Annotated in this window: 28 protein-coding genes; 7 read left to right on the forward strand and 21 right to left on the reverse strand. The window is 44.9% G+C overall.

All coding sequences use genetic code 11. The annotated features are described in order from the left end of the window. Positions 1-22: 22 nt before the first annotated feature. The 9 genes from C2758_RS07250 to C2758_RS07290 form a co-directional block, all read right to left on the reverse strand. Positions 23-547, reverse strand: coding sequence for a hypothetical protein (locus C2758_RS07250; protein WP_215327585.1), 525 nt, complete (start codon positions 545-547; stop codon positions 23-25). A 12-nt stretch (positions 548-559) separates the two neighbouring features. Beyond that, positions 560-901 (reverse strand): hypothetical protein, encoded by a 342-nt coding sequence (locus C2758_RS07255; RefSeq protein ID WP_215327586.1) that lies wholly within the window; start codon positions 899-901, stop codon positions 560-562. Positions 902-955: 54 nt separating this feature from the next. Next, a complete protein-coding gene (locus tag C2758_RS07260) occupies positions 956-1,408 on the reverse strand; it encodes a hypothetical protein (RefSeq protein ID WP_215327587.1) in 453 nt (150 codons plus the stop codon). 174 nt (positions 1,409-1,582) lie between these two features. Next, on the reverse strand, positions 1,583-2,956 hold the full coding sequence (locus tag C2758_RS07265; protein WP_215327588.1) for a hypothetical protein: 1,374 nt from the start codon (positions 2,954-2,956) through the stop codon (positions 1,583-1,585). Positions 2,957-3,015: 59 nt separating this feature from the next. Next, complete coding sequence (locus tag C2758_RS07270; protein ID WP_215327589.1) at positions 3,016-4,494, reverse strand: recombinase family protein; 1,479 nt, start codon at positions 4,492-4,494, stop codon at positions 3,016-3,018. Between the two features lie 11 nt (positions 4,495-4,505). Further along, the gene (locus C2758_RS07275; RefSeq protein ID WP_251369169.1) at positions 4,506-5,318 is read right to left on the reverse strand and encodes a ComEC/Rec2 family competence protein; all 813 of its coding nucleotides are present in this window, start codon (positions 5,316-5,318) and stop codon (positions 4,506-4,508) included. A 4-nt stretch (positions 5,319-5,322) separates the two neighbouring features. Beyond that, positions 5,323-6,183, reverse strand: a complete 861-nt coding sequence (locus C2758_RS07280; protein ID WP_215327590.1) for a TatD family hydrolase — start codon at positions 6,181-6,183, stop codon at positions 5,323-5,325. Beyond that, positions 6,180-6,875, reverse strand: a complete 696-nt coding sequence (locus C2758_RS07285) for an ABC transporter ATP-binding protein (protein ID WP_215327591.1) — start codon at positions 6,873-6,875, stop codon at positions 6,180-6,182. Before C2758_RS07285 ends, C2758_RS07280 begins: the two co-directional genes overlap by 4 nt. Beyond that, complete coding sequence (locus C2758_RS07290) at positions 6,868-8,130, reverse strand: lipoprotein-releasing ABC transporter permease subunit (protein WP_251369170.1); 1,263 nt, start codon at positions 8,128-8,130, stop codon at positions 6,868-6,870. Before C2758_RS07290 ends, C2758_RS07285 begins: the two co-directional genes overlap by 8 nt. Before the next feature lie 46 nt (positions 8,131-8,176). On the opposite strand from C2758_RS07290, the gene C2758_RS07295 reads away from it, so the two are divergent. From C2758_RS07295 to lysS, 4 genes are all read left to right on the forward strand, one after another. Then, positions 8,177-9,157, forward strand: coding sequence for a hypothetical protein (locus C2758_RS07295; RefSeq protein WP_215327592.1), 981 nt, complete (start codon positions 8,177-8,179; stop codon positions 9,155-9,157). After that, on the forward strand, positions 9,154-10,899 hold the full coding sequence (recJ, locus tag C2758_RS07300) for a single-stranded-DNA-specific exonuclease RecJ (protein WP_215327593.1): 1,746 nt from the start codon (positions 9,154-9,156) through the stop codon (positions 10,897-10,899). Before C2758_RS07295 ends, recJ begins: the two co-directional genes overlap by 4 nt. A gap of 28 nt (positions 10,900-10,927) precedes the next feature. Next, a protein-coding gene (gene prfB / locus C2758_RS07305) for a peptide chain release factor 2 (protein WP_215327594.1) occupies positions 10,928-12,032 on the forward strand; the annotation gives its coding sequence in 2 pieces (ribosomal slippage) (positions 10,928-11,008 and positions 11,010-12,032; 1,104 coding nt in all). Between the two features lie 34 nt (positions 12,033-12,066). Beyond that, positions 12,067-13,623 carry a lysine--tRNA ligase gene (lysS, locus tag C2758_RS07310; protein WP_215327595.1) on the forward strand — a complete coding sequence of 519 codons (1,557 nt, stop codon included), beginning with the start codon at positions 12,067-12,069 and terminating at the stop codon, positions 13,621-13,623. A gap of 81 nt (positions 13,624-13,704) precedes the next feature. On the opposite strand, the gene C2758_RS07315 is transcribed toward lysS, so the two are convergent. From C2758_RS07315 to C2758_RS07325, 3 genes are read right to left on the reverse strand one after another with little or no spacing between them, the layout of a single operon-like run. Next, a complete protein-coding gene (locus tag C2758_RS07315; protein WP_215327596.1) occupies positions 13,705-14,157 on the reverse strand; it encodes an OsmC family protein in 453 nt (150 codons plus the stop codon). A 28-nt stretch (positions 14,158-14,185) separates the two neighbouring features. Next, on the reverse strand, positions 14,186-14,671 hold the full coding sequence (locus C2758_RS07320; RefSeq protein ID WP_215327597.1) for an isoprenylcysteine carboxylmethyltransferase family protein: 486 nt from the start codon (positions 14,669-14,671) through the stop codon (positions 14,186-14,188). Between the two features lie 40 nt (positions 14,672-14,711). Beyond that, positions 14,712-14,984 (reverse strand): hypothetical protein, encoded by a 273-nt coding sequence (locus C2758_RS07325; protein ID WP_215327598.1) that lies wholly within the window; start codon positions 14,982-14,984, stop codon positions 14,712-14,714. A gap of 149 nt (positions 14,985-15,133) precedes the next feature. Here C2758_RS07325 and C2758_RS07330 point away from each other — a divergent pair, with 149 nt between their 5' ends. Both C2758_RS07330 and C2758_RS07335 read left to right on the forward strand, forming a co-directional pair. After that, entirely contained in the window at positions 15,134-15,910 is a 777-nt protein-coding gene (locus tag C2758_RS07330) for a ferredoxin--NADP reductase (protein WP_215327599.1), read from the forward strand. Between the two features lie 106 nt (positions 15,911-16,016). Continuing rightward, positions 16,017-16,181, forward strand: coding sequence for a hypothetical protein (locus tag C2758_RS07335; protein ID WP_215327600.1), 165 nt, complete (start codon positions 16,017-16,019; stop codon positions 16,179-16,181). 9 nt (positions 16,182-16,190) lie between these two features. Here C2758_RS07335 and C2758_RS07340 read toward each other — a convergent pair whose 3' ends face one another. From C2758_RS07340 to C2758_RS07360, 5 genes are read right to left on the reverse strand one after another with little or no spacing between them, the layout of a single operon-like run. Further along, the gene (locus C2758_RS07340) at positions 16,191-17,183 is read right to left on the reverse strand and encodes a YeiH family protein (RefSeq protein WP_215327601.1); all 993 of its coding nucleotides are present in this window, start codon (positions 17,181-17,183) and stop codon (positions 16,191-16,193) included. A gap of 4 nt (positions 17,184-17,187) precedes the next feature. Next, positions 17,188-17,907: a GntR family transcriptional regulator gene (locus tag C2758_RS07345; protein ID WP_215327602.1), complete on the reverse strand. Its 720-nt coding sequence runs from the start codon at positions 17,905-17,907 to the stop codon at positions 17,188-17,190. A 9-nt stretch (positions 17,908-17,916) separates the two neighbouring features. Next, positions 17,917-19,089, reverse strand: coding sequence for a UxaA family hydrolase (locus C2758_RS07350; RefSeq protein WP_215327603.1), 1,173 nt, complete (start codon positions 19,087-19,089; stop codon positions 17,917-17,919). Positions 19,090-19,130: 41 nt separating this feature from the next. Next, the gene (locus tag C2758_RS07355) at positions 19,131-19,412 is read right to left on the reverse strand and encodes an SAF domain-containing protein (protein ID WP_015421504.1); all 282 of its coding nucleotides are present in this window, start codon (positions 19,410-19,412) and stop codon (positions 19,131-19,133) included. Positions 19,413-19,445: 33 nt separating this feature from the next. Then, positions 19,446-20,456 carry an Ldh family oxidoreductase gene (locus tag C2758_RS07360; RefSeq protein ID WP_215327604.1) on the reverse strand — a complete coding sequence of 337 codons (1,011 nt, stop codon included), beginning with the start codon at positions 20,454-20,456 and terminating at the stop codon, positions 19,446-19,448. Between the two features lie 287 nt (positions 20,457-20,743). Here C2758_RS07360 and C2758_RS07365 point away from each other — a divergent pair, with 287 nt between their 5' ends. Next, a complete protein-coding gene (locus tag C2758_RS07365; protein WP_215327605.1) occupies positions 20,744-21,730 on the forward strand; it encodes a tripartite tricarboxylate transporter substrate binding protein in 987 nt (328 codons plus the stop codon). A gap of 66 nt (positions 21,731-21,796) precedes the next feature. Here the strand turns inward: C2758_RS07365 and C2758_RS07370 are convergent, their stop codons facing one another. The 4 genes from C2758_RS07370 to C2758_RS07385 are packed head-to-tail and all read right to left on the reverse strand — an operon-like array spanning position 21,797 to position 25,760. Continuing rightward, complete coding sequence (locus tag C2758_RS07370; RefSeq protein WP_215327606.1) at positions 21,797-22,540, reverse strand: sulfite exporter TauE/SafE family protein; 744 nt, start codon at positions 22,538-22,540, stop codon at positions 21,797-21,799. 10 nt (positions 22,541-22,550) lie between these two features. After that, positions 22,551-24,269, reverse strand: coding sequence for an L-aspartate oxidase (locus C2758_RS07375; RefSeq protein WP_215327607.1), 1,719 nt, complete (start codon positions 24,267-24,269; stop codon positions 22,551-22,553). After that, positions 24,266-24,877: a fumarate hydratase C-terminal domain-containing protein gene (locus tag C2758_RS07380; protein ID WP_215327608.1), complete on the reverse strand. Its 612-nt coding sequence runs from the start codon at positions 24,875-24,877 to the stop codon at positions 24,266-24,268. Before C2758_RS07380 ends, C2758_RS07375 begins: the two co-directional genes overlap by 4 nt. Before the next feature lie 7 nt (positions 24,878-24,884). Next, a complete protein-coding gene (locus tag C2758_RS07385) occupies positions 24,885-25,760 on the reverse strand; it encodes a fumarate hydratase (protein WP_215327609.1) in 876 nt (291 codons plus the stop codon). Between the last annotated feature and the right edge of the window lie 9 nt (positions 25,761-25,769).

A 25,769-nucleotide genomic window follows, 5' to 3' on the forward strand; every position in this document is an offset into this window, starting at 1 on the left:
GCCATAGTAAAAAACTTAATCATTAGACCATTACTCCATAAACATGATTGGTGCCGAGACTTAACCTATCTCTTAGCGAAAAGAGTGAAAAAAACTTTTCAGCATCATATTTTATTTCGCCATAATCAGAACTGAAAAAAGCACCTTCAAACGTATCAATAGACTTACACGTTACAAATAAAGAAGGATAGAATTCAGAAATACTTGCGTCATAGTCCGTACAAAAATAATTGGTATTACCAGAGCAAAACTCACTATCACTGAGGTTCTTATATGCACCAATCAGAAGACTTCTTATTTTCAATGTATTAACTTCACCATAAGGATGCTCCCAGAAAAAATCATCTATCACCTCTTCAAAAAACTTCTTTTCAAAGATTTTTTCTTCATCAAGATGGCTTTCAAGGACTAGGAATTCGCTATTACGTCCAAATACGGCGACAGCTAAACTCCAGTCTTTAAGCAAAGACCTCTCAAAAGTTTCACCGACCCCATCATCAACTCTGCCTAGTGAGAGGTATGCAATTCTATTTATAGGCTCAAACATTAAGATGAAATATTAATAAACTTGTTCACCATTGACGAAAACTGTAGTTCCGTCATGAAAACCACGTACTAAGTCGACCTCATCTTCTGAATTGGCACTCTGTAGTAACTCAAAAAACTTATCGGAAATTTCATCTGCTATCTCTTCGCCATCAGATTCGGAAACTTTCTTTTTTGTTGAGAAATCTGCTGCTATTGAAAAATATTCATTATCTTCATGCGGTATCAAGCGAATATAAGCTTCAGAAACCTTGCCCATCTTTGATGGAAAGTAGTTCCCTTCAAGGTCTTCTCTAGCTGAATCTGCAACGTCCTGCAAACCATATTTCTCTTCTAAGGCTTCAAATGGAGTCATTTAGTGCTCACTTTCTTCGTTGGTTTTTAATTAAAACTTCTCATGAAACAACAATTAATTAATCTTAGCTATCGGCAGTAATTCAATGCTATTGGCTCGATAGACTGCCTGCCAATCTGCTCTATCAGTCTTGGGTAACAATTTTTCCTCATCCCTGGTAATCCAAGCTATCTCAGCCTGACTTACGACTCGCAGTATTTCCTCGGCAGTTGGCACAGGCTTTAGTTTAAGTAAGGCTCTTCTGATATCGACCACAGGTTTAGCATGCTCCCAATATAAATCTCCACCCCCAACCCATGCCTTAGGTGTCCTATATCTTTGTTTCGTTAAGTCACCCAGATTGTTAGCATCTGCAATTTTTTGAGCATTTACCGATACTCTGGGCTCTATAAAATATTCCAGATGGCGAATTGCCGTATCAAACATTTTCTTATGCCAAAGCATCTCAGACTCTGTTTGGTCTTTTTGATTAACCAATTTAAGTAAATTTTGAATTTCTAAAATCACACTGCTCGGTAGCTCTCTTACGGGCATAGGAATAAGTTCAGATATTAACAATAGCCTAATTTAGCCTACTTTCAGGAATGCTTATATTTTATATTATGAAATTTGCAGCACATAAGCAATAACTAGTTGCGAAAAGTAGTTTTTTGCTGCGAAATTCCCTGTTCAGGTCAAATATCATTTACATGAATCTATTTTAATAGCTGGCTTAAATTTCACATCTAGCACTGCCATCCAAGCCTTTTCTAATGCTTTTTTGGCTTTGCTCTTATGTCTACGCTGAACATAAATAGCATCATGTATTGGTAGTGAAGGGATGTCTTGTTCAATTAGGCTGAGCATAGCCTTCATCAGAATATCCCCTTCTAATCCTTGTAGATAAATTCCATTTCCTTTAAAGAACTTGCTGTAAAGGATTGGGTAGTCAGATTCAATTGCACTCCAAATAGCATCTCTTTCTGGGTAGGTCAAAATAAAGTCTGTCACATACCAATCTTTCTCATCGACATCAGGCTTTAATGAGATTCTTCTATCACTAGCACCAATCGACCTAGTAACTAAAAACTTCACTTGCTCCCTAGATGTATTGGATTTGGCAGCAATATCATCGTAGAAGTTCGCTGGTAGTTTCTTGTTTTCCAATGCCATTAGCATTCTTGGATGATTGGCTGATAAGTCTACTTCTACTACTGGTTTTCCATTCAAGAGGGTATTAATTCTGACCCTTGCACGACGGTCAGGAAGACCCTGTAGACGCACATAAACACGTCCGCCTTGCATGGGGTCTTCATAGCTAAATATGCGTTTAACAGGTGATTTAAGGGCGTAGGTGACATCTTTTAAATACTCATTAATACGCTTTAATCCAGCTCTGTCTGGGTGGTCTGGTAGTAGCTCTGGCGAGTAAGAACGTCTTCCCATAGTATGGTTCTGGGAAGGACTGTGAACTGGGTTTTGAGGATTGTTTACTGCAACTAGACCCAGTTTATCTTTCTTCTTAGCCTTCTTCTCTAGCTTTGGTTTATAGATAATTAAGTGTTCATCATCACCCAAATACTCTTCTTGTATTTCATAAATTAAAGGCAGCAATAGTAGCTCTAACTTCTTCGTAGGCTCATAGCTGTTTACTTCTTGTTTTATCTTGCTACCTTTCTTAAAGACCAGATACCTATTCTGTATTAAGGCATTAGTTACAGTATTTACTGCTCTTAATGTAAACCGAAGTTTCTTATACGTTGCTTCTTTGGTATAGTCCTTGTCCCTACCTGACAGAGACAATCTATGTCTACTCAGAACACTCACCACTAGATTACAGATTATTAATCTAAAGGCATGATTTACCATAATTTGAGCATCTTTCCTAGCTTGTTTAAGTAGTGGGTCTAATTCATTCCTAAGTGCTTGAATGGTGCTTTTAGCAAAGCCTATATTCTTCATTGCTATGGGTCTAGGTAACTCACCTTTTGCATAGGTCAGAGCCATGAGCTTTTTAAGTTCCTTAACAGGAATACCTGTTTTATCGCTAGCTTCTTGCAGGGATTGAGTGGTCATTTATATCTTAATAAGTAGTGAATAAATACCATTAATTCAAACACAGTTTAGGGTGCTTTTCAGGCATACACGTTGCTTAAATCAATCTTTTCCTCCAACATAGTGCCGTCATGCCCAGTAACGATAAGACTTCTCTCGTTAAAGTTAATCGCTATCTTCCTGACCACCTGCTTGAAGCACTTATTGTTAAGCAGCCCTTCATTAAGCAAAGCCTTTAAACCACCTTCAACCTCTCTAGCAATGAACGGTCGCGATAGCATCTTTAACCTAGCTTCTTCAGCCTTCAACTCATCGTATTCAAGCATCTTTGCTGTTAGCTCCTGCCTTAATGTAGGGCTGCCCTTATTTACCTTAATGCTGTCTTGTAGTTCTATGATGTCGTCACTCAAGAAGCTAATCGCTTCACCAACTTGCCAAAGCTCACCACCAATATCATCCTTTGGGGGAACATATTGGTAACCCATCAGAGCCATTAAGACCGCCTTAACAATCTTGTCGTAACTAATCGACTGATAGGAACAAGCACTTCTAGCACCCATGCTGTTCGCACAAACTAGAGTTCTCCAGATATTCTTAGTGCCATCTTGCCTAACTCGTCCACTCTTACCACTTCGTGTCGCTGTAGCCCCACAAACCGCACAAACGCACAGTCCACTCAATGGATGAACGCTGTGACTGTCTCTGGTGCTCTTTGAAGTTACACCTTGAAACCTAGTCTTAATCCAGAGTTTCTCAGAGATAACTCTAGGGTAATAATTCTCATGCCTTACACCATCAGCAGTATTCAGCACCCCTAGTACGGCTTCAGAATTCAACACCTTCTTAACGCTGGATATTCCCCACTTAGCAGCCTTGGTTGTCGGAGGCTCAACACTTTCATTATTAAGCAGCGTAGCAATCCTTTGTCCACCCAAACCATCAGCTGATAACTTAAAGATTTTCTTTACTATTGCAACCTTATCAGCGATAGATTTAGTCCTGTCTTCCTTAACAATCCAGAAAGGCACTCTCTTTGTAAGCTGTACACCATCAGCAACCCTAAGCATCTTTTGTCGCCAAGCTCTACTTACTCTGTCTGCTTTCGTTGCAGATTCCTCATGAGCTCTAGACATCAGCATGATTGCAAACATCAAACTCATACCGCTATCTTCATCCATCGACACGCTGGTATAGACCTTATTGTCATTAAGTGTCACGACAACAATACCTTCATCAATCAAGGCACTAAGTTGAGCCAAAGCTTTTCTGGGTGTCTGTCTGCTTAATCGGTCTAAGGACTCAACCAAGAGATATGAACCTCTCTCAATCTTCCCATCCTCAACTAAGCGGTTAAACACTCCCAATGAGCCTTTGGTCTGAGCAACCCCTTTGTAGGCACTCAACCCTTCATCAGTAAGCTGTAGGCTTGTGTCCAGTTCTAAACCTAGCTGAGGATTACGCTCTATGTACTCAGAAGCTAAGTCTTTCTGCCTGCGAATACTGTCACCCTTAGCCTGCTTCTCAGAGCTAAATCTAATGTACGAATAAGCAATTGGCATAAATGTTTCCCTTATGATGGGTATATCTTACATACAATTGATATGAGGTGTCCAATTCCGGTTGCATTAAATACCCGCCAATCATCTTGGTCGATTGCATTTTGATCACCCATCACCAAAGCTGCAATTACTCCACCATAGCGCGCATCTCTGGGTAATAGGCGCTGAATCTTTTGCCTTAACTTCCAACGTTGATACTCCATAGCTAGAGCAAATTCTGTAAAGGCAATATCTTTCTCAAGGATTAACTTTCCTGACCTAACTGATCCACTGGCGCCAAAGTCTTGATGGAAGGACCAACGCTCAAAATCAAAAGTATGGGGATTGAGGGATCCATAAGGTCTTTTGATTTTGACCTTCAATTCCCAACGCTGACCTGGAATGACTTCGGGCACATCCTGAGGATTACGCCATGCGGGCTGCCAACTCAAATAGATCTGCGGAGGAAATGATTCAATCGAATCTTTACCTGAGAATGCCTGATCTACCTCAAAAGAAAACTTTGCACCACTGGAAGAGCTCTGTGGCAAAGAATTGACTCTTCCCTCAAGCACAAGGTCTTTGCCTTCATGCTCGATTGAAAGGACATTAGCCAGTCGACTTTGTGCGTAATTTGCATTCCAAGAAAACCCTAAGGTGAAACTACAAACTGCTATCAATACAATATTTGTACGAGGATATTGGATCGATGCGTAATTGATATAAATACCCAACAAGGAGATCGTGATCGATGCTATACAAATCCAGCCCCAATACTCTGGCACAGCAGGTAAAAATAGAAGTAGCGATCCCCCGGCGATAAACGCCGCAATATTGGTGCGCAAGTTTTTAAGAGGCGGATAGTAGGTTTGGGTTGTCAGTCATGAGGGATGACCAACGGGGTAATACTTGCATGGCGTTTTGCCAAACTGCTTTTGAAAATACATCCTCACTCATTCCACGAATCCTCGCTAATTGGGTAGCGATTCTGGGGAGCAAAGCAGGTTGATTGAACTTGCCGCCCTCCTCTTTCAACCAGGCTGGCGGAATGTCAGGAGCATCGGTTTCGGTAACGATGCAATCTAATGGCATCTCCTGCAGAAGTCGTCGAATTTGCAAAGCGCGATCGTAGGTTGCCGCCCCACCAAATCCCAACTTAAATCCAAGCTCAATAAATTGCTCAGCTTGCTGATGACTACCATTAAAGGCATGTGCGATACCGCTAGGAATAGTTCTTTTACGTAGTGCTTTCAGAATGGCATCCTGTGAACGACGCACATGCAAAATCACTGGCAACTGAAATTGCTGCGCCAAATCCAATTGCTTATGAAAGAAAAACTCTTGACGTTGGGGATCAAGCCCTTCGACAAAGTAATCAAGTCCAATCTCTCCAATACCCACAAATCGAGGATCACTTAAAGATTGTTCAATTTGATTTTTAAGAGTATCGATATCGCTCTCTTGAGCGCGATTGATATACAGCGGATGAATACCTAAGGTATAGACCAACCCTGGGATTTGATTGCCATACTGCTTTGCTAAATTTTTGGCTGGGCCCCAATCAGAAGCCTGAACAGTAGGTATCAAAATAGCTTTAACACCTTTATCTGCCGCACCTGAAATGATCTCTGGAAGAGTATCTTTAAACTCCGGAGCATCTACATGGCAATGGGTATCCACCCATGTAAGTTCTTTATTCACTTCGCTCATTGTGCGAAAGTCTTTAATACTCCGCGCTCTAAATGTAAAATCCGGTCACAACGTTTTGCGCGAATGGGATCATGAGTGACGATCACAAAAGCTGTGCCCTGCTCACGAGCAATATCTAACATCAAATCAAATACGCCATCAGCAGTTTCGGTATCCAGATTACCCGTCGGCTCATCTGCCAGCACACAAGAGGGATTGCCGACTAGTGCACGGGCGACTGCAACACGCTGACGCTCACCACCAGACAGTTCACCTGGCGTATGTTGAACACGCTTTGCTAGACCAACTGCATGCAACATTGCGCTTGCTCGCTCCATGGACTCTTCATTACTTAGGCCGCGAATACGTAAAGGTAATGCTACATTTTCAACAGCGCTGAATTCATCTAGGAGATGATGGAACTGGTAAATAAAACCTAGATTGTGATTACGTAGTTGATCTAGTTTTCTTACGGGCAGCTGATGAAGATTCTCGCCAGCCAGAATCACAGTACCAGCACTGGGAGTGTCTAGACCACCTAATAGATGCAATAAGGTACTTTTACCTGAGCCAGAAGATCCTACGATGGCGACCTTCTCAGAAGCGCTTACCTGTAAATCAATTTCCTTCAGGACGTCGACAGCCGTCGGCCCTTTGCCATAAGTCTTTGCTAGACCTGATGCACTCAGAATAATTGGATTGGAATTACTCATAGCGCAATGCCTCCGCAGGCTGAACTTGGGCGGCTCGTCGACTTGGATACAGGGTAGCCAGTACAGAGAGGCCAAAAGCCATTAGACCTACCGTAAGCACGTCGGATAAACGAACATCCGATGGCAACTCGCTAATAAAGTACACATCGCGTGGCAAGAAGCGCACGCGAAAGATGGCTTCAATTGCAGGAACGATCACATCAATGTTTAAAGCAATTAGGAGGCCCAAGCCAACACCGGCTAGAGAGCCTAGTAAGCCGATTGCTAAACCTTGTACCAAGAAGATTCTCTGAATGAGTCCAGGACTTGCGCCCATCGTTCTCAAAATTGCAATATCAGCCTGCTTCTCATTTACCGTCATCACCAGGGTGGATACTAAATTAAAAGCAGCAACCGCAATAATCAAGGTCAGAATGATGAACATCATCTTACGTTCAGTTTGAACAGCCGCAAACCAATTTCGATTGGAACGTGACCAGTCGCTCACCCACAAAGCTTGTGGCACAACTTGAGCTAACTCAGCAGCAATCTCTGGAGCACGCTGCATATCGTCCACTTTCACGCGCAAGCCGGATGGATCTTGCAAGCGCAGTAAAGCAGCGGCATCTTTCCAATGCATGATGGCTAAAGAGCTGTCGTATTCATAATGACCACTATCAACAATGCCCACTACTTGTAGTGTTCGCATTCTAGGCATAGCGCCTGCTGGAGTCAGATCACTCTCTGGCACGATCAAATTAATACGATCACCAAGGCGAGCTCCGACCATATTGGCAAGCTGTGCACCTAAGGCAACTCCAAAGGCGCCTGGTTTTAAATCATCGATGCTGCCGGTAACAAACTGCTTAGGCAAATCAGAGACCTTACCTTCTTCGCTTGGCAGCACTCCCCGAATAGACACGCCACGCATGACATTCTCGCGACTGAGTAAGCCTTGCGAGCTAACCATCGGAGCGACACCGACTACGTGGGGCTGGGCGGCTACCTTGAGTGCAATCGGCTCCCAATTGGCTAAGCCATCTGGGGCAGTAATTTCAACGTGAGAAAGGACGGATAACATGCGATCGCGCACTTCTTTCTGAAAGCCATTCATAACTGAGAGCACCACAATCAAGGCGGCAACACCCAAAGCGATACCTGCAGTGGAGATTCCAGAAATAAAAGACAGGAAGCCATCACGCTTACCCACCGTCTTACGACGCTTAGATCGGGTGTAGCGTAGGCCAATTTCTAGCTCGATAGGAAGTCTCAACATGCTTACAGTTTAGTGAATTAAACGAGTAAACCGATGGATTCTGTAAATGCCACCTAAAATCAAGGGAATGACTGCCAAATTAGCTCCCCATACAAGCTCATCGCAACGCTTTACCTTGATGGTTTCAGGGGAAGATACTGTTGACACTGGATTAGAGCGGGATACCCCGCCCAGCGGACTGCCGCAAGAGCGCTTTCTAGTGGGCGATCGACTGCCGATTGCCCCAATCTTGCTATTGGGCCAAAGCGACCTAGGAGTTAACCCAAACGAAGTGATTGCCTGTCTACAGCCAGTCCACCTTCATGCCACCCGAGATCATTTAATCCTGATGGCCCAAAGTCAGATTGATCTGACAGCACATGAATCTGCCAACTTGCTACAAGCTGCCCTCCCCTTCATTGAAGAAGACTTTAGAAACAAGGTGTTATTCCAAGGGCAGCGTGATTGGTTTATTTCAGCCGGTCCATTTACTAGTCTTGCAACGCACTCCATTGATCAAGCGCATGGTCGCAATATTGATTGGTGGATGCCGCGCGATACAAACGTGACTGGGGTTGCTAAGCTCTGGCGCAAACTCCAAAATGAAATTCAGATGCTCTGGCATATTGACCCGGTCAATCAGGAGCGAGAACAACGCGGATACCCCAGCATCAACTCCTTATGGATTAGCGGTATTGGCAAACTGGCTGATATTCAGACCCCTCCATTACTTGAAAATGTAAATCAGATATACGGAAATCACCCCCTTTTAGCTGGGCTAGCTAAATACCTTGCAATCCCTCAACAGCATGAAATTGATTTCTCAAATCTGCAAAATACCTTTGCATGGATTGATCACCCTGAGAGTATTTGGGATAACTTAAGAGTAGCACTCTTGGGTAATGAGTTAGATGAAATCGAAGTAATCGATTTTCCCAAGGGTCAAACTCGCCATAGAATCTTCACACCCAAAGACTTCAATAAAAAGTCATGGGCTTTTTGGAAAAAATCAGAGCCCTTAACTTGGCAAGAAATCATTTCAGCATGAGCCTATTCTCTCAGCGCCCCTTCTCTGATCGCACGGCTAGCTGGTTACAGCAAAGTGGTCTACACCCATTACTAGCAAGGCTTTATGCAGCTCGCGGCATTGATAAGCCAGATGAGCTCTCTTTAGATCTAAAGCAACTACTCTCACCAGTCGAACTCAAAAACTGCATCAGTACTGCCACCCTGCTAGCCGATATTTTGGAGCGCAAAGAGTCTATGCTGGTAGTAGCAGACTATGACTGCGATGGCGCTACTGCCTGTGCTGTTGCTCTGCGTGGATTAAAAATGTTGGGTGGACCAGATACTCCCATTCAGTTCTTAGTGCCCAATCGCTTTACGATGGGCTATGGACTAACTCCCGAGGTTGTTGATCTTGCCGCTCAGCAAGACCCTAAACCAAAATACCTCATCACAGTCGATAACGGCATTGCCAGCGAAGCTGGAGTAGACCGAGCTCGCGAGCTAGGAATGGAAGTCATCGTGACCGACCATCACCTTCCAGGCGATCGACTCCCTAAAGCCACTGCAATCGTCAATCCCAATCAACCGGGTTGCAGTTTCCCAAGCAAAGCGCTTGCCGGTGTAGGTGTGATGTTCTATTTATTAGTTGCTTTGCGAGCAGAACTTCGACAGCGTGGAAAATTTACTGCTGAGACTCAACCTAAGATCGAAAGCCTATTGGATCTCGTGGCCTTAGGCACCGTAGCGGATGTGGCACAGCTGGATCGCAATAACCGCATCTTGGTTTCTAATGGCCTGAAGCGCATTCGTACAGGCGCATCACAAGCAGGTATTCAGGCACTATTCCAGGCGGCTGTACGCGATCCCCGTAAGGCCAATACTTTTGACTTGGGTTTTGCTATAGGGCCGCGCTTAAATGCAGCAGGACGTCTAGCGGATATGACTCTAGGTATTCGCCTATTAATTTGCGACAAGCCCGAAGAGGCCATTGAGCTAGCTTATGAACTCGATCGCATCAATCGTGAGCGGCGTGTCATTGAAGGCGGCATGCAAGAAGCTGCCCTCGCTCACCTTGCTGAGGATCAATTGGCAGGCACGATGGCAGAGCGCTCTAGCATCTGTCTTTGGAATGCAGAGTGGCACCAGGGAGTAGTTGGCATCGTGGCCTCTCGGCTAAAAGAACGCTTTAACCGACCTGCGATTGTCTTTGCTCCAGCTGATGGCGCCAACGGTGAGGAGTTGCGTGGCTCCGGTAGATCATTGACAGGCTTTCATCTGCGTGATGCCTTAGATATTGTCTCCAAACGTGAGCCGGGTCTGATTCTCAAATTTGGTGGCCACGCCATGGCGGCAGGGCTCAGTATTAGAAAATCTGATTTTGAAAAGTTTGACACCGTGTTTCAGCAGGTTGCCAATGGTTTACTCAATGATGAATTGTTAGAGCGTCGCCATATTCATGATGGGCCACTAGATCTATCTGAATTCACGCCCGAAACCGGCGATCTCCTGGCTGAAGAAATCTGGGGTCAGGGCTTTCCTCAACCCATTTTTTATGGGGAATTTGAGATTGAGCAGCAAAGCCTCATGAAAGATAAACATCTGCGCCTACAGCTTCGTCCGATTGGAGATGGTCAACTGGCTAGCAAGCCATTTACTGGAGTCTGGTTTAACCACACCCAATCCTTGCCGGCCAAGGCCAAGCTGGCCTATCGCCTAGTCACCGACCGTTTTCAAGGGCAGGCACGCGTACAACTCATGATTGAGGCCCACGACGAGGCTTAGGCTGTAATAACCCCCTTATAATCAGGGGATGGAAGCCGAACAACTCAACATTATTTCAAATACCCTGTCCGATCTACTCACCCGTGAGCAAGCACTTCGGGGGTATCTTTGACTTCGAAGTAAAGTCACGACGCCTTACTGAAGTTAACTCTATTCTGGAAGATCCCACCATCTGGGACGATCAAAAGAAAGCTCAAGCCCTCGGCAAAGAGAAGAAATTGCTCGATGGTGTTGTTGCCACCCTCACCGATTTAAATAGCAATATCACTGGTGCCCTCGAATTATTCGACATGGCTAAAGAAGAAAGTGATTTTGAAACTATTACTGCTATAGAACAAGACGTTGTGGGCTATAGCAAGATCATTCATGATCTCGAGTTCCGCCGCATGTTCCATAACGAAATGGATTCCTGCAATTGCTTTATCGATGTTCAGGCGGGCGCCGGCGGAACAGAAGCGTGTGACTGGGCCAGCATACTACTACGCCAATATCTTAAATATTGCGAGCGCAAAGGTTACAAGACAGAAATCCTAGAAGAATCCGATGGCGATGTTGCCGGCATCAAGAGTGCCACTATCAAGGTGGACGGTGAATATGCATACGGACACTTGCGCTCAGAAACTGGTGTGCACCGCTTAGTGCGCAAGTCACCTTTTGATTCCTCCAATGGTCGCCACACTTCGTTTGCCAGTATCTATGTATACCCAGAGATTGACGACTCGATTGAGATTGACGTTAATCCAGCAGATATTCGTACCGACACCTATCGCGCCTCTGGTGCGGGTGGTCAGCACATTAATAAAACCGACTCTGCTGTTCGCTTAACTCACCTTCCCACCGGAATTGTGGTGCAGTGTCAGAATGATCGAAGCCAACACCGCAATAGGGCTGAAGCGATGACGATGCTCAAATCTCGCTTGTATGAGCACGAGATGCAAAAGCGTCGTGCTGAACAGGATAAGCTTGAAGCCAGTAAAACCGATGTGGGCTGGGGTCATCAAATCCGCTCCTACGTGCTGGACCAAAGTCGGATTAAAGACTTGCGCACTAACGTTGAGATCTCGAACACACAAAAGGTATTAGATGGTGATCTCGATGCCTTTATTGAAGCCAGCCTGAAGCAAGGCGTCTGATTTAATACCCTTATTCCAGTTATTAATACTCCATATGAACGATCCAGTGAATTCCAATCCTAGCCAAGCCCCTGCAACCGAGCTGGTTGATGAAAATCACATCATTGCAGAGCGCCGCGAAAAATTAGCAAAACTTCGTGAAAGTGGCATAGCGTTCCCGAATGATTTTGTGCCTACACATTTAGCCAGCAATTTGCATACCCACTATGACAGCCTCACCAAAGAAGAATTGGCTGCCAAAAAGGTTCATGTGAAAGTTGCAGGTCGCATGGTGCTTAAGCGCGTCATGGGCAAAGCGAGTTTTGCCACAGTTCAAGACCGCAGTGGTCAGATTCAGTTCTACATTAATGATGAAATCAGTGGAGCTGATACCCACGGAGCTTTTAAGCACTGGGATATGGGTGACTTTATCTCTGCTGAAGGCCATTTATTTAAGACCAATAAAGGCGAGCTTTCTGTTGAGTGCAGCAATCTGCGCTTATTGAGTAAATCCTTGCGCCCTTTGCCAGATAAGTTTCATGGCCTCTCTGATTTGGAGACTAAATATCGTCAACGCTATGTTGATTTGATCGTCAATCCAGAGAGCCGTAATGCCTTCAGAGCGCGTAGTAATACGATTGCCTCCTTACGTCGCCATATGCTCGATGCAGATTTTATGGAAGTTGAAACGCCGATGCTCCATCCCATTCCTGGTGGTGCAACGGCTAAGCCCTTCATTACGCACCACAATGCTTTAGATATGCAAATGTTTTTGCGGATTGCGCCAGAGCTTTATCTCAAGCGCTTAGTTGTCGGTGGTTTTGAGCGCGTGTTTGAGATAAACCGCAACTTCCGCAATGAAGGCGTAAGTCCACGGCACAATCCAGAATTCACGATGATGGAATTCTATGCGGCTTATACCGATTACCGTTGGCTGATGGATTTTACGGAGAGCTTAATTCGTGCTGCTGCAATGGATGCACAAGGCACCGCTGTTCTAACCCACCAAGGTCGTGAACTAGATCTCAGCAAGCCCTTCCAGCGCTTAACAATTACTGAAGCCATCCTGAAATATTGTGGCCAGTCAAACAAGAGTTATGAAGCGGCTCAATTAGAAGATGCTGCATTTATTCGCTCTGAATTGAAAAAAGGTGGTGAGAACCCAGATTCCCCTTCCTTGAAGAACGCTGGTATTGGCGCTCTTCAACTCGCTCTGTTTGAATTGGTGGCTGAGTCACACCTTTGGGAGCCAACTTACATCATCGATTACCCAATCGAAGTAAGCCCTCTTGCCCGCGAATCGGATACCCGCCCTGGCATTACCGAGCGCTTTGAATTATTCATTACTGGTCGCGAAATCGCCAACGGCTTTTCAGAGTTAAACGATGCCGAAGATCAAGCTAATCGCTTCCGCAAGCAAGTAGAACAAAAAGAAGCGGGTGATGAGGAAGCCATGTACTTTGACCATGACTTCATTCGCGCTCTGGAATATGGCATGCCCCCAACTGGCGGTTGCGGTATCGGTATTGATCGCTTGGTGATGCTACTAACTGACGTACCCAATATTCGTGATGTGATCCTGTTCCCGCATCTACGTCGCGAAGAAGAGTAAGTAGCTCGAATATCTTTCTCCAGAAATCAAAAGCCGCAGAATTGAACTTCTGCGGCTTTTTTCTTGACCATATCTAGGCAGTTAAGTCGCTGGATATAGCTTCGTGCTCTCACTATCAACTACGGTTACATTCACTGGAATACCCAAGCTCACGCTAGAAGATACGGTACAGAAATCTTGAAACTGAGCCAATACACGCTCAAGATTCTCAAGGGTATTACCTGGAACGCCAATCCGAATCTCCACATTGATAGCCAAGATACGTAAACGGTTTTCTGCATTTCTACCGATTTCGCAACTGGCCTTTGTTTCGATTGGCTCAGGATTTTGCTTAAACTTTCTGAGCGCGAAGAGTAGCGAGTCAGATAAACAATTAGCGACACCCGCCAGCAAGAACTGGGATGGTGTAGCACCTTGTGATTTTCCCAGGGGTGGCGGCTCATCTCCATAAATGGGGTCACGCTCTTCGTTGTAATAAATAGCAAACTGGTAATCAGCTTGCTGAACTAGTCTTACGGAAGGCTCGCTACTCATAAAAACTCCAATAACTTAAAACACCATATTAATAGATAGTAGGAATTAACTTTTTGACTCTACGCTGATAGTCTTGATAATCTGGAAAACGTTCTACCAGCCACACTTCTTCTCGCCTTGCTTTGATATCAAATAAGAAAAATAGGCCAATGGCATAGAGCAATATATAAATCCCGGGGGAAATGAGTAGCCAAGCCAGTGCTGCCAAGAGTACTCCAAAGTAGATCGGGTGCCTTACAAATTGATATAAGCCATTTTTAATCAGAACAGCATTGTCTTTTGGGCAAGGCAAGGGGGTAAGATTTTTACCCAGATTAATGACGGCAATGGCCATGATCAAGCAAGCTAGCAAGCCGATGGCAATGCCACAGGATTGCAGAATGGAAGCAGTTGGTTCTGAGCTAATTAAAAGAGGGCCTTGGGGACCAAACAAGATGAGGCCAATCAGAATTCCTTGAACCACCACATACCATGCACCTCTTTCAAAGATCGATTTGTGTGGCAGTGAACTCATGGTATGGCCTTAATAAGATAAGATCACAGTCTAGCTTGATTTAGTACAGTAAGGCCTGATTAAAGTGCTCATCAACGCTGCCCTCGTCTTGGGTCAATACATGTTGTGCAATCAAGAAAACGCCCGAAATGAAACTCAGGCAAACCAGCACTCCAAAAGCATGATATTGATTCAGGCCGTTCTGATTAAGGGCATCAAGATATAGGGCGCTTTCTAGGGCCAAGTGGGTGGACAAGCTCAGTAGAGCCAAACCCAAAAATATCTGGATGATGGTTACAAATAAGGGCTTTTGAACTGCAGGCTTGGCGGACATAGGATTCTCTCGATTGGGCATAAAAGGATCATAGGGGGCCAGCCGATATAAGTAAAAGACTCCCTATTTATATGCTAAATACTTTTTTATCTATGGAACTATCCTCAGAATGAGGATAATTAGGATTTACACCCAAATAATTCGTATTTATGGCTGCCTACAACACTGAAACCGTCCTCACTGTTCATCACTGGAATGACACCCTATTTAGTTTCACGACCACCAGAAACAAAGGTCTACGCTTTCGTAGCGGTCATTTTTTGATGATTGGCCTAGAAGTTGAAGGGAAGCCATTGGTTCGCGCCTACAGTGTGGCGAGCCCTAACTATGAAGAGCATTTAGAGTTTTTAAGTATCAAGGTTCAAGATGGCCCCCTCACCTCCCGTCTTCAGAAGATTCAGGTGGGCGACCCGATTTTGGTCAGCGAGAAATCCGTAGGTACCCTAGTCATCGACGACTTAAATCCAGGTAAGCACCTCTACTTATTTAGTACCGGCACAGGACTGGCACCCTTCATGAGCATTATTCGTGATCCGGATACCTATGAGAAGTTTGAAAAAGTAGTGTTGATTCATGGTGTTCGTTTGGTAAGTGAGCTGGCCTATGGTGAGTACATTAAAGATGAACTCACTCAAAACGAATATATTGGTGAAATCATTCGCGAGAAGTTAATTTATTACCCAACCGTGACGCGCGAAGCTTTTAAGCACACGGGTCGTTTAACTACCGCGATTGAATCAGGCCAACTCTTTAAAGATATTGGTTTGCCTCCATTAGACCCAGCAGTAGATCGCGCCATGATCTGTGGTAGCCCATCCATGCTAAAAGAAACTGCGGAGATGCTCGATTCCAAAGGCTTTAAGGTATCTCCTAGCCTTGGTCAATTAGGTGACTACGTATTTGAGCGCGCATTCGTAGAAAAGTAAAAAGCCTATATATCCAAAAGTAATTTAGTTATCGCTATATGTTTCTTGTGGATATATAGACACCTTGGTAAATTAGATCTCAGAAGATATTTACCAAGGAATTGAGATGTCCCCCGTCCAAGTGCACTACAACCCTATCATTACGCAGTTACTACGTGAGCATGATCGCTTGCCACATGAGAATGTGACTGAACGAAAAAACTTCCAACGCAGGATTCTGTTCTTGATGACTACTATCAAGATGGAAGAGTTTGAGGACTCTTACGCTTAAAAATCTTCCTTACAGAGAGCTACTAATGAAGATTAATCCGATTGCAGCAATAAATATTGTCTCAACAACTAACATCACAACAGGCTGCCAACCCAATTTGGCCAGATCTTGAAAATTGGTTTTTAACCCAGCAGCAGCAATAGCAATCACTAGCATCCACCGGGAAATACCACCTATCGAATGAGTTATCGAGCTTGGCAAGATCTGCATGGATGCAACAACCGATAAAGCCACAAATCCCAATAGGAATGTTGGTATCAGGCGTAAGCTGCCCCATCCTAAGCGTTGAGATGATTTTTCAGCACCAAAGAAAATAGAGATAAATAAAACGACAGGTAATAAAAGAGCGACACGGAAAAGCTTAACTACAGTAGCTACATCACCTGCCTCAGGGCCAAACAACATACCCGCAGCCACTACCTGCGCAACATCATGAATAGTAGCCCCTAGAAAGATGCCTGCAGGTAAGGCGGTGATATTGATCAACTGCAATGCGAAGGGATACACCACCATGGCAATGGTGGAGAGGACGGTTACCCCTACCACTACAAGCAGAGTAAAACGCTCATTCTCTTTTGTTTTTGGCAGAACTGAAGCTACCGCTAAGGCTGCTGAAGCTCCGCAAATACCAACGGATCCACCCGCAATCAATCCAAAGTCTGGGGATAGCTTTAAGAGCTTAGCTAAAAAGAATCCCAGGGCTACCGTAGCAGCAACTGCAAACATCACCATTAATCCGGTATTCAAACCAATTGCGCCAATATCAGCAAATGTAATCCGAATACCCAGAAATGCGACACCCAAACGCAAAACCGTTTTGGCGCAAAAATCAATTCCCGGCTTTACTGCCTCATTGAGATAGAGAAAATGGAGCGACAAGCCAATCAGTAATGCGTACAACAACTGTGGGCCACCATAATTCTCAGAAAGAAAACTGGTGGACATGGCAATGAGCAAGCAAACCAACAGTCCTGGAGTATTTTTCCGAATGGTGGTCAACATCAAACTAAGCTACCAACTCACTGAAATACTCATGTTGAGTAGTATTTAACGTGGAAACACGCCACTCTAGAGGCTCATCCTGAATGCCCAGCGCCACTCTTCTGATCACTAGTACGGGAGACTCTGGACTTAATCCAAGCCACTCAGCATGTTGCTTCCCCGCTAAGCCGGCACGTAAACGCTCACTACTTCGCACAACGGTCTGGCCGTATTCCATTTGATACATTTGATAAATGCTGCCCTCGCGCTCAATAAAGTCGGCACGGGTTAATTCCTTAAACCGCTGTTTATCTAGCGTAATCTGATCAATCATCACGCACTGCCCTTCCAATGACAGGCGATTGGTAATTCTCCAAACGGGTGCACCCTCTTTTATTGCCAGCTTACTCGCCTCTTCCTTATTGGCAGTAGCGCTATTTAAGGAGACTAGCTCAACTTTGGGGTAAACCTTTTTCTCAGCATCGTGTTTAACAATGTGGAAAAAATAATATAGAAGTCTTTTGAGATCATGCTCAACAACATAGGTGCCCCTGCCCTGGCGTCGGACTACGATACCTTCAGCAACCAACTCGTCCACCGCTTTGCGCAGGGTACCTATAGATACATCTAACTCTTTTGATAAATCCTTTTCGGCAGGCAACGCCTGCCCCATAGGATATCGACCCCTGACCAGATCTTCGGTGATCTTTTGCTTGACTTCCTCGTAAGCGGTCAGGTTTCTCATGCTGCAGTCTTATGCTGATTCGTATAAACGAGTCAATACAAACTCACGGTGACCAAGAATTTCAGAAGCAGTCAATTCACCATCAGCTGTACGCTTCAAGCAATCCAATAGCTTATCTCCCGCCTGATCCATGTTCTCTTCGCGACGCAATAAGCCAGACACATCAACATCGATATGCTCACCCATAGTACGAACAGTCTTTGGATTAGCGCAAATCTTAATGACTGGAAGAATTGCATTACCGATCACATTACCCTGACCTGTTGGGAAGAAGTGGGCTGTAAAACCTGCAGCTGCGCACAAGGTAACCATTTCAGCGGCAGCTGATGATGAGTCCATGAAATGCAGTCCAGGAATCTTTGGCTCTTCACCCTTATCCAGCACGCTATCCACAATACATTTTTTACCAATTTTTTGGATATTGCCCAAAGCCTTCTCTTCGATAGTTGTTAAACCACCTGCAATGTTGCCCTTGGTTGGCTGAGAGTCAGATAGATCGCTTGTCTTATGACGCTCAATCACATCCTGGTAGCGATCAAACATCTCGCGGAACTTTTTCTTAACCTCAGGAGTACGGCAACGCGCTTCAACTAAATGCTCGCCACCAGTCAATTCAGTAGTTTCACCAAAAACCATGGTGGAACCAATTGCATACAACTTATCAAAAGCATCACCTACGGTTGGATTTGCACCACAACCAGAAGTCGTATCGGATTCACCGCATTTTGTAGAAACCCATAGCTCAGACAATGGAGCGGAAACACGTTTTTGCTTTGATGCATGTTTCATCATGCTGTAGGCAGCCTTACTAGCGGAAGCAATAGTTGCTGTATCGCCATTGCCTTCAATCCAGAAGCCTTCAACTGGCTTGCCAGATGCCTTGATGCCATCAACGATAATTTTTGTCCACTGTGGCTCAATACCAATCACCACTACAGCAGCTACGTTTGGATTAGAACCTGTACCAATTAAGGTGCGAAAGTGTAAATCCAAGTCAGCTCCGAACTGTAAACGACCATAGGAGTGAGGAATCGCCATCGTTCCTTTGATATTGTTTGCCACTGCTTCACAGGCTGCATTGGATAGGTCGTCCAAAGGCAAAATCAATACGTGATTACGAATACCCATGCGGCCGTTTTCACGGCGATAACCTAAAAAGGTCGCGTCTTTCAAATTAGTCATTTTTTTATCTCTCTCAATGAATAGGTAGGTAAGGTGCCGGATTACCAGCGCTTAGTTTTTACGTTTTGGACGTGAAGGTGTTCGCCCTTTTTGATTGGGGCTACTACCTTGCCAATATCAACGCCGTATTTCATTACCGTGTCACCTGGCTTGAAATCGTTCAATGAAATTTTGTGACCAATAGGAATATCACTTTCAGACTTGATATTCAAAGTAAGGTCGCCATCCATTACCCAACCAATTAAGTCGGTTCCGGCCTTGACGCCCTCAACTACTACTACACCTACGCCATCTGCTGGCTCATGCACGACAAAGTGGATCATTACTATCTCCTCAATAATCTCGTTTATAAAAAACTACTCAGTCCATGACTGGCGGATACCAGTCTGAATTTCTTCCACAACCACATCTGAAACTGTGACGCCATTACTAAATCCTGTAGCACGCTGCTGAAAACGACGTTGTCCAGGAAGACGAGTTCCTGCATCGGCACTTAAGACATCGATAAAGTCTTGGATGCGACTGGCAAAAACAGACTTACCTGCCAAACCTGTATCAATAGTCAATATCAGTTGACCAATACGCGGACGATTGCCTTTAGGGTCAAAAAAGGAATCCGCTTCATAAGAAAAGCGGCTGCCTGAAAGTCCGACTACTAGCAATTCAACGATGAGGGCTAGTAAGGCCCCTTTATCGCCACCCAAAGGAAGCATTAAACCCTTTAAGCCTTCTTGTGGATCAGTAGTTGGCTTGCCATCTGCAGTCAATGCCCATCCTTCTGGAATCGCTTGACCATTTTTTGCTGCAACCAAGAGTTTTCCGCGGGCTACTGCAGAAAGTGACATGTCTATAACTAAAGGGTCGCCGCTGGGGGTAGGAAAAGCTGCAGCCAATGGGTTGGTTCCAAAGATTGCTTTTGTACCACCAACCATAGGCATAGCAGCTGGCGTATTTCCAAACAGAAGAGAGACATAACCTGCTCGGGCTGCAGCCTCAACATAATGCCCTGCAACACCAAAATGATGGCTATTAGTTATAGCTACTAAACCAAGGCCATTTTTGGAGGCTAGGTTCACTGATAGGTCAGTTGCAAAACGAAGTGCAGGAAATGCAAGGCCATCACGTGCATCGACCAAAGCGGCTGCTAATTTAAATGGACGGACCCTTAACTTGGGATCAAGCTCAATTCGGCCATTTTTCGCATGCGCAGCATATTGCGGAACTCTCGCCAAACCATGCGAGGCTAGCCCATCCAATTCCGCCAGCGCCAGAAACTGTGCAGTCTCATAAGCCGCTTTTGAATTGATCCCAGCAGCCTGAAGGCCTGAGCTTGCCAAGGCAAGAATCTCTGGATAGCTCAGATTCATGAATACTCTCCACGAATAAGGTCGCTCAAAAGCAGGGTTTTCAGGGCTTGACTAGATCTAGCTTTAGGGAACAAAATAACTGACATATCTGAATCATATAGATGATTTAGATATCTTGCAATGCCCAATTTGTAATGCAGAGCAGGGAATGCCTTGAAGTGCTGCAGGAACTATGGGGGAGACAACAACAATGAATAAGCATATAACTATTAAATAGCAGTTGAGTATATTTTTTACATAGCGAAGTAGCTAAGATATAAAGATCAAATTACCACTGGAGGTCATCGATGTTTGAGAATAAAAAATATAAGTTCAGTAGACGTTTAGTTTTACTTGCAGGAGCGCTTACCCTTGCATTACCTCAATTAGCAACAGCGCAATCCTGGCCAACAAAGCCGATTAAATTAATTATTCCTTTTGCAGCCGGCGGTACCACCGATATTCTTGGTCGACTGCTAGCTCAGCAGTTAACAAAAGATTTAGGACAAAACGTCATTGTCGAAAATAAGGGCGGTGCTGGTGGAAATATCGCCGCTGAATTTGTAGCGCAATCGCCCGCAGATGGCTACACCATCATGCTTGCCTCTGGAAGTATGCTGACCGTAAATCCTAGTTTGTATAAAAAATTGCCAGTTAATTACAGTAAAGATTTTGTGAACATCACCAATGTGGCTAGTGGCCCAATGTTGCTATCTGTGAGTACCAAAATCCCAGTCAAGAATTTAAATGAATTTATTACCTATGCAAAAACTAAGGATCTGAATTTTGGATCGGCAGGTATTGGTAGCCAGGTTCATATGGCAGCTGAAAACTTAACCTATTCCGCCAATATCCCGGCGACCCATGTGCCTTATAAGGGTGAATCTGCTGCTATCAATGATTTAGTGTCAGGACAAATAGACTTTATGGTTGGCAACCTCACTGCTGCAACGGGTTTTGCAAAAGCTGGGCAGATTAAGCCGATTGCTGTAACTAGCGCTAAACGCGTAAAGCAACTTCCCGATGTTCCAACGGTTGCCGAAAGTGGCATCCCTGGCTTTGAAAGTACTGGTTGGTTTGGCTTAGTGGCACCGGCCAATACTCCAAAAGTCATTACGGACAAAATCTATGACGCTACTGTTAAGGCCGTGAAGTCAGAAGCCATGCAAAAAAGTTTAGAGCTAAACGGCTTATCCCCGGTGGTGAATTCTCAGAAAGACTTTGATGCTCAGATTAAAGCTGAGTTAGCTAACTGGGAAAAGGTGATTAAGGGTCGCAATATTAGTGCCCAGTAATGATTGCAAGCTGAATGTAAAAAGCGAAGATTTATCCTCGCTTTTTTCTTTTCCAATAAATTATTTTTATGTAATCTGCCTAATTAATAACATCGAGCCAGCAAACACCAATATTGACCCATAGGCAATACGCATAGAAGCGTTGCTAAGCTTGGTGTGAACATGGGACCCCGCCCAAATTCCCAAGAAAGTCACAGGCATTAAACAAATAGCAAGGCCGATGACCTCCCAGCTCAGGATGAGTCCCGTAACTAGCATTAAGGTCAGCCGCAAAAATGTCAGCATAAAAATAGCGAATGCCATAGTCGCACGAAGTACCTTGGGATTATTAATTCTTAAACCGAGGTAAGAAACGTACACCGGTCCGCCTGTAGCAAAAAGGGCTGTAAATACACCGCCAAAGAATCCAAATGGTACTGCCCACCACCTGTTAATTGGATCTCGAGACTCGACATTTCTCTGAACCAAAACACGAAAACCGTTAATAGCTGCAAATAGCCCAAGGATTAAGAGCAAGGGTTCGCTTGGCGCTCTTATCAATAAAAAGATACCCAATACCATTCCAATTAAGCTAAAGGGGAATAGCCATTTCAATTCTTGAATATTTGCATCGCTAGATGACTTCCTGCCGACATAAAGTGAGGCACAGATATCAATGATGACCATCATTGGTACTACAACCTTTAGTGGATACATCTGAACCAATAAAGGTACAGATACTATTGACGAGCCGAATCCAGAAATTCCAAAGATGAAGAATCCGCAAAGAACTATTACAGCTGCTAGCGCAAGTGAGGCCGGCTCAATCAATTCAAAAATATTAGGCCTCTACCAAAATAGTCTCGCCAGGCTTAATCATCGTAAATTGAACGGGTCTATTTTCAATTTTTAAACATCGAGACTGCAGATGGACTGCCGTGAAATAAGACTCTTCCAAAGATCCTGCATCGGGAAAATCCTCGCGATAGTGTGCCCCTCTTGAGTTTTCACGAGAAAGAGCGGCCTCTGTGACAGACTTGCTCACCAAAATGAGATTATTCAGGTTCATCCAATCCTGCCATGTAACACTGTACTGCCTTTGGATATCACCCACTCCCATTTGGTCTAACTGCTGACCTAACTGATCTAACTTAGTACGGGCACGTAATAAGCTGTCCTTAGTTCTGGATATACCTACGTCATCCCACATGCACTCTGCAAGAGCATCTCGAATCGATTCGATATCACCTGCTGGTCGCTCTAAGGGAGCCTCGTGCGCTGCAATACTCGTGCGCACCTCATCCATATTGCACTCTTGTAAAGTTTGGGACATCACCCAATGTGCCATTTCCTCGCCAGCTATACCACCATAGACCGTTGAGTTTGCAACACCATTACCACCTAGTCGATTGGCTCCATGCACCCCTCCAGTATCTTCACCTGCTGCAAATAAACCTGGTAACTCGGTACTGCAGTCCGCCTTGAAGATTAATCCCCCCATCATGTAATGTGCAGTTGGAACTACCTCTACTAGATCTCCTGCCAAGTCAAAGCCACTATCTGCACATCGCTCGACCATACCTTTAAATTGCTTACGCACATTTTCGGGGCCAAGGTGACTCATTTGAATATAGACACCGCCATTAGGAGTTGCTCTACCGGCTCTTATTTCAGAATTAATCGATCTAGAAACAATGTCTCGAGTGGCGCGTTCATTGCGCGGATCATAGTTACCCATAAAGCGCTCTTGATTGCCATTCAAGAGGTAGCCACCAGCGCCACGTAAACCCTCCTCTAAAACCGTGCCTGTCATGCGAGTGTCTGAGCCAGCAAGAAGTCCAGTTGGGTGAAATTGCACCATCTCCATGTCGCGCAAAGTAAGACCCGCACGCAGTGCCATAGCCAGGCCGTCACAACTCTTATCACCCGAAGGTGTGTGGTACTTGTACATGGTGGGTCCGCCACCTGTAGCTAACAGAACCGCTTTAGCTCGTACCAGTGTGAACTGACCAGTCGTCATATTAAGCATTAATACGCCAGCAAGTGACTTTCCATCAGCACTATGAATTAACTCGACCGCCCTATGCTCCTCAAGACGATGAATTCCCCTAGCCCATACCTGCTCAGCCAGTCGACTGATAATTTCAATTCCAGTTAAATCGCCCTTGTGGACTGTGCGGTCAAAAGTTTGTCCAGCGAATGCTTTTTGATGAACTGTGCCATCCGGATTGCGATCAAAGAAACAGCCGAGCTCATTCTCAAGTTCACGAATACGTTCAACCGCCTTATTTACAAGTGTCCATGCCAACTCTTGGTCCGACAACCACTTGCCACCTTCGATTGTGTCCATAAAATGACGTTCAACAGAGTCGCCCTCTGCCAGTGCTACGTTATAACCACCTTGCACCATGCGAGTACAACCGCATTTACCCAGCAGCCCCTTTACGGCAATAGTGATATGCAGATCTGGGTTAGTTTGGTGTGCATGCAAGGCTGCAAACAGTCCTGCGCCGCCAGAACCTAGAATGAGAATGTCTGTCTCAAGTGTGGCGATATTCATGAGGAAATTCCTAAGCTCTTTAATACGGCCTCTTTATTGCGCGCAACATCACTTTTCACTTCTTGATAAATACTGCCACCATGACTATCCATAGCCACTAACAAAGGGCCAAAGTCTTTAATCTTGAAACGCCAGAGAGACTCCGGATTGAGATCATCCATATCCACGTCTTCAATTTGCTCAATCCACGTTGTCTCTAGCGCTGCTGTACCCCCAATAATTGCTAGGTACACGCCGCCAATTTCCTGAAAAGCTGCTGCAGATTCTTCGCGCATACCGCCCTTGCCTACAATCATTCGTACACCATTCTCAGTCATTAATGGACGAGTAAAGCGCTCCATCCGATCTGATGTGGTTGTACCAATACAGATTGCTTGATACCCGGCCGGGAATTCTTCACTCACCGCTACCTTGCGCACATTAGGAGCCGTATGAATCACCGCATGACCATGCAGATCAAAGCGAGTTTTTCGGCCCTTATCAAACATATGAATTTGCGTAGCATCCCGAATACCGAATAAAGTATTTTGCAAAGTCACTGTGTCATTAATGCGCAGTTTTCGAATATCTGATTCGCTAACAGGAGTGGGAAGGTTGTAATGGGCCATCTTTTTCCTAGAATCCGTAAGTCACACCATCAGGCGTGAAGGTTGCTCGCGCTCTACGCGCTGAGTGGCACTGCATATTGACGGCCACTGGATTTAAGGTGATGTGAGTGTGAGCAAGCTCTACATGAACGGCAAATGCTGTACCGTCACCACCCAGGCCTTGCGGGCCAATGCCTAATTTATTCACAGCGGTAGTTAATTCTTGCTCTAACTTGGCACCCTCTTCATCACTACAGATGCTACCTAATGCTCTTGTAGCGGCACGCTTAGCCATCGCAACACATTGCTCAGAGGTGCCGCCGATACCAACACCAACAATGGTTGGCGGACAAGTCTTGCCTCCAGCAGAAACAACGCTCTCGATAACAAAAGCTTTAACGCCATTAATTCCATCAGCAGGAATAGCCATCTTCAAAAAAGAATTATTTTCTGAACCACTGCCTTTTGGAACCATCTCGATTTCAAGCGTCTCGTCCTCATCACAAAAATCGATGCTGATTGCTGGCATATCAATACCGCAGGATGTGTGATTATTCTTACGCGTGATTGGATGCACTACAGAAGATCTCAATGGGTATTCCGTAGTTGCACGCTCGCAACCTTTGCGAATCGCCGCCTTGAGCTCCATGCCATCTAGCTGCACATTACGGCCAATCTTGACCTTGTAAATGGGTAAACCAGTATCTTGGCAAAGTAGATTGTCTTCGCGCTCTGCAACAGCAATATTGGTGATCATGGTTTTGAGAACCACCTGTGCACGTGCATCTGATTCACCCTGATTTAAGCGCTCAATACCGGCTTTAACATCATCTGGCAGCACCTTTAAAGCACGAATATAGAGCTCCTTGCAAGCCTCTTCAACTACTTTCATTTGTAACTGCATAAATTACCC

It is taken from the genome of Polynucleobacter sp. AP-Sving-400A-A2 (assembly GCF_018688155.1).
Classification (GTDB): domain Bacteria; phylum Pseudomonadota; class Gammaproteobacteria; order Burkholderiales; family Burkholderiaceae; genus Polynucleobacter.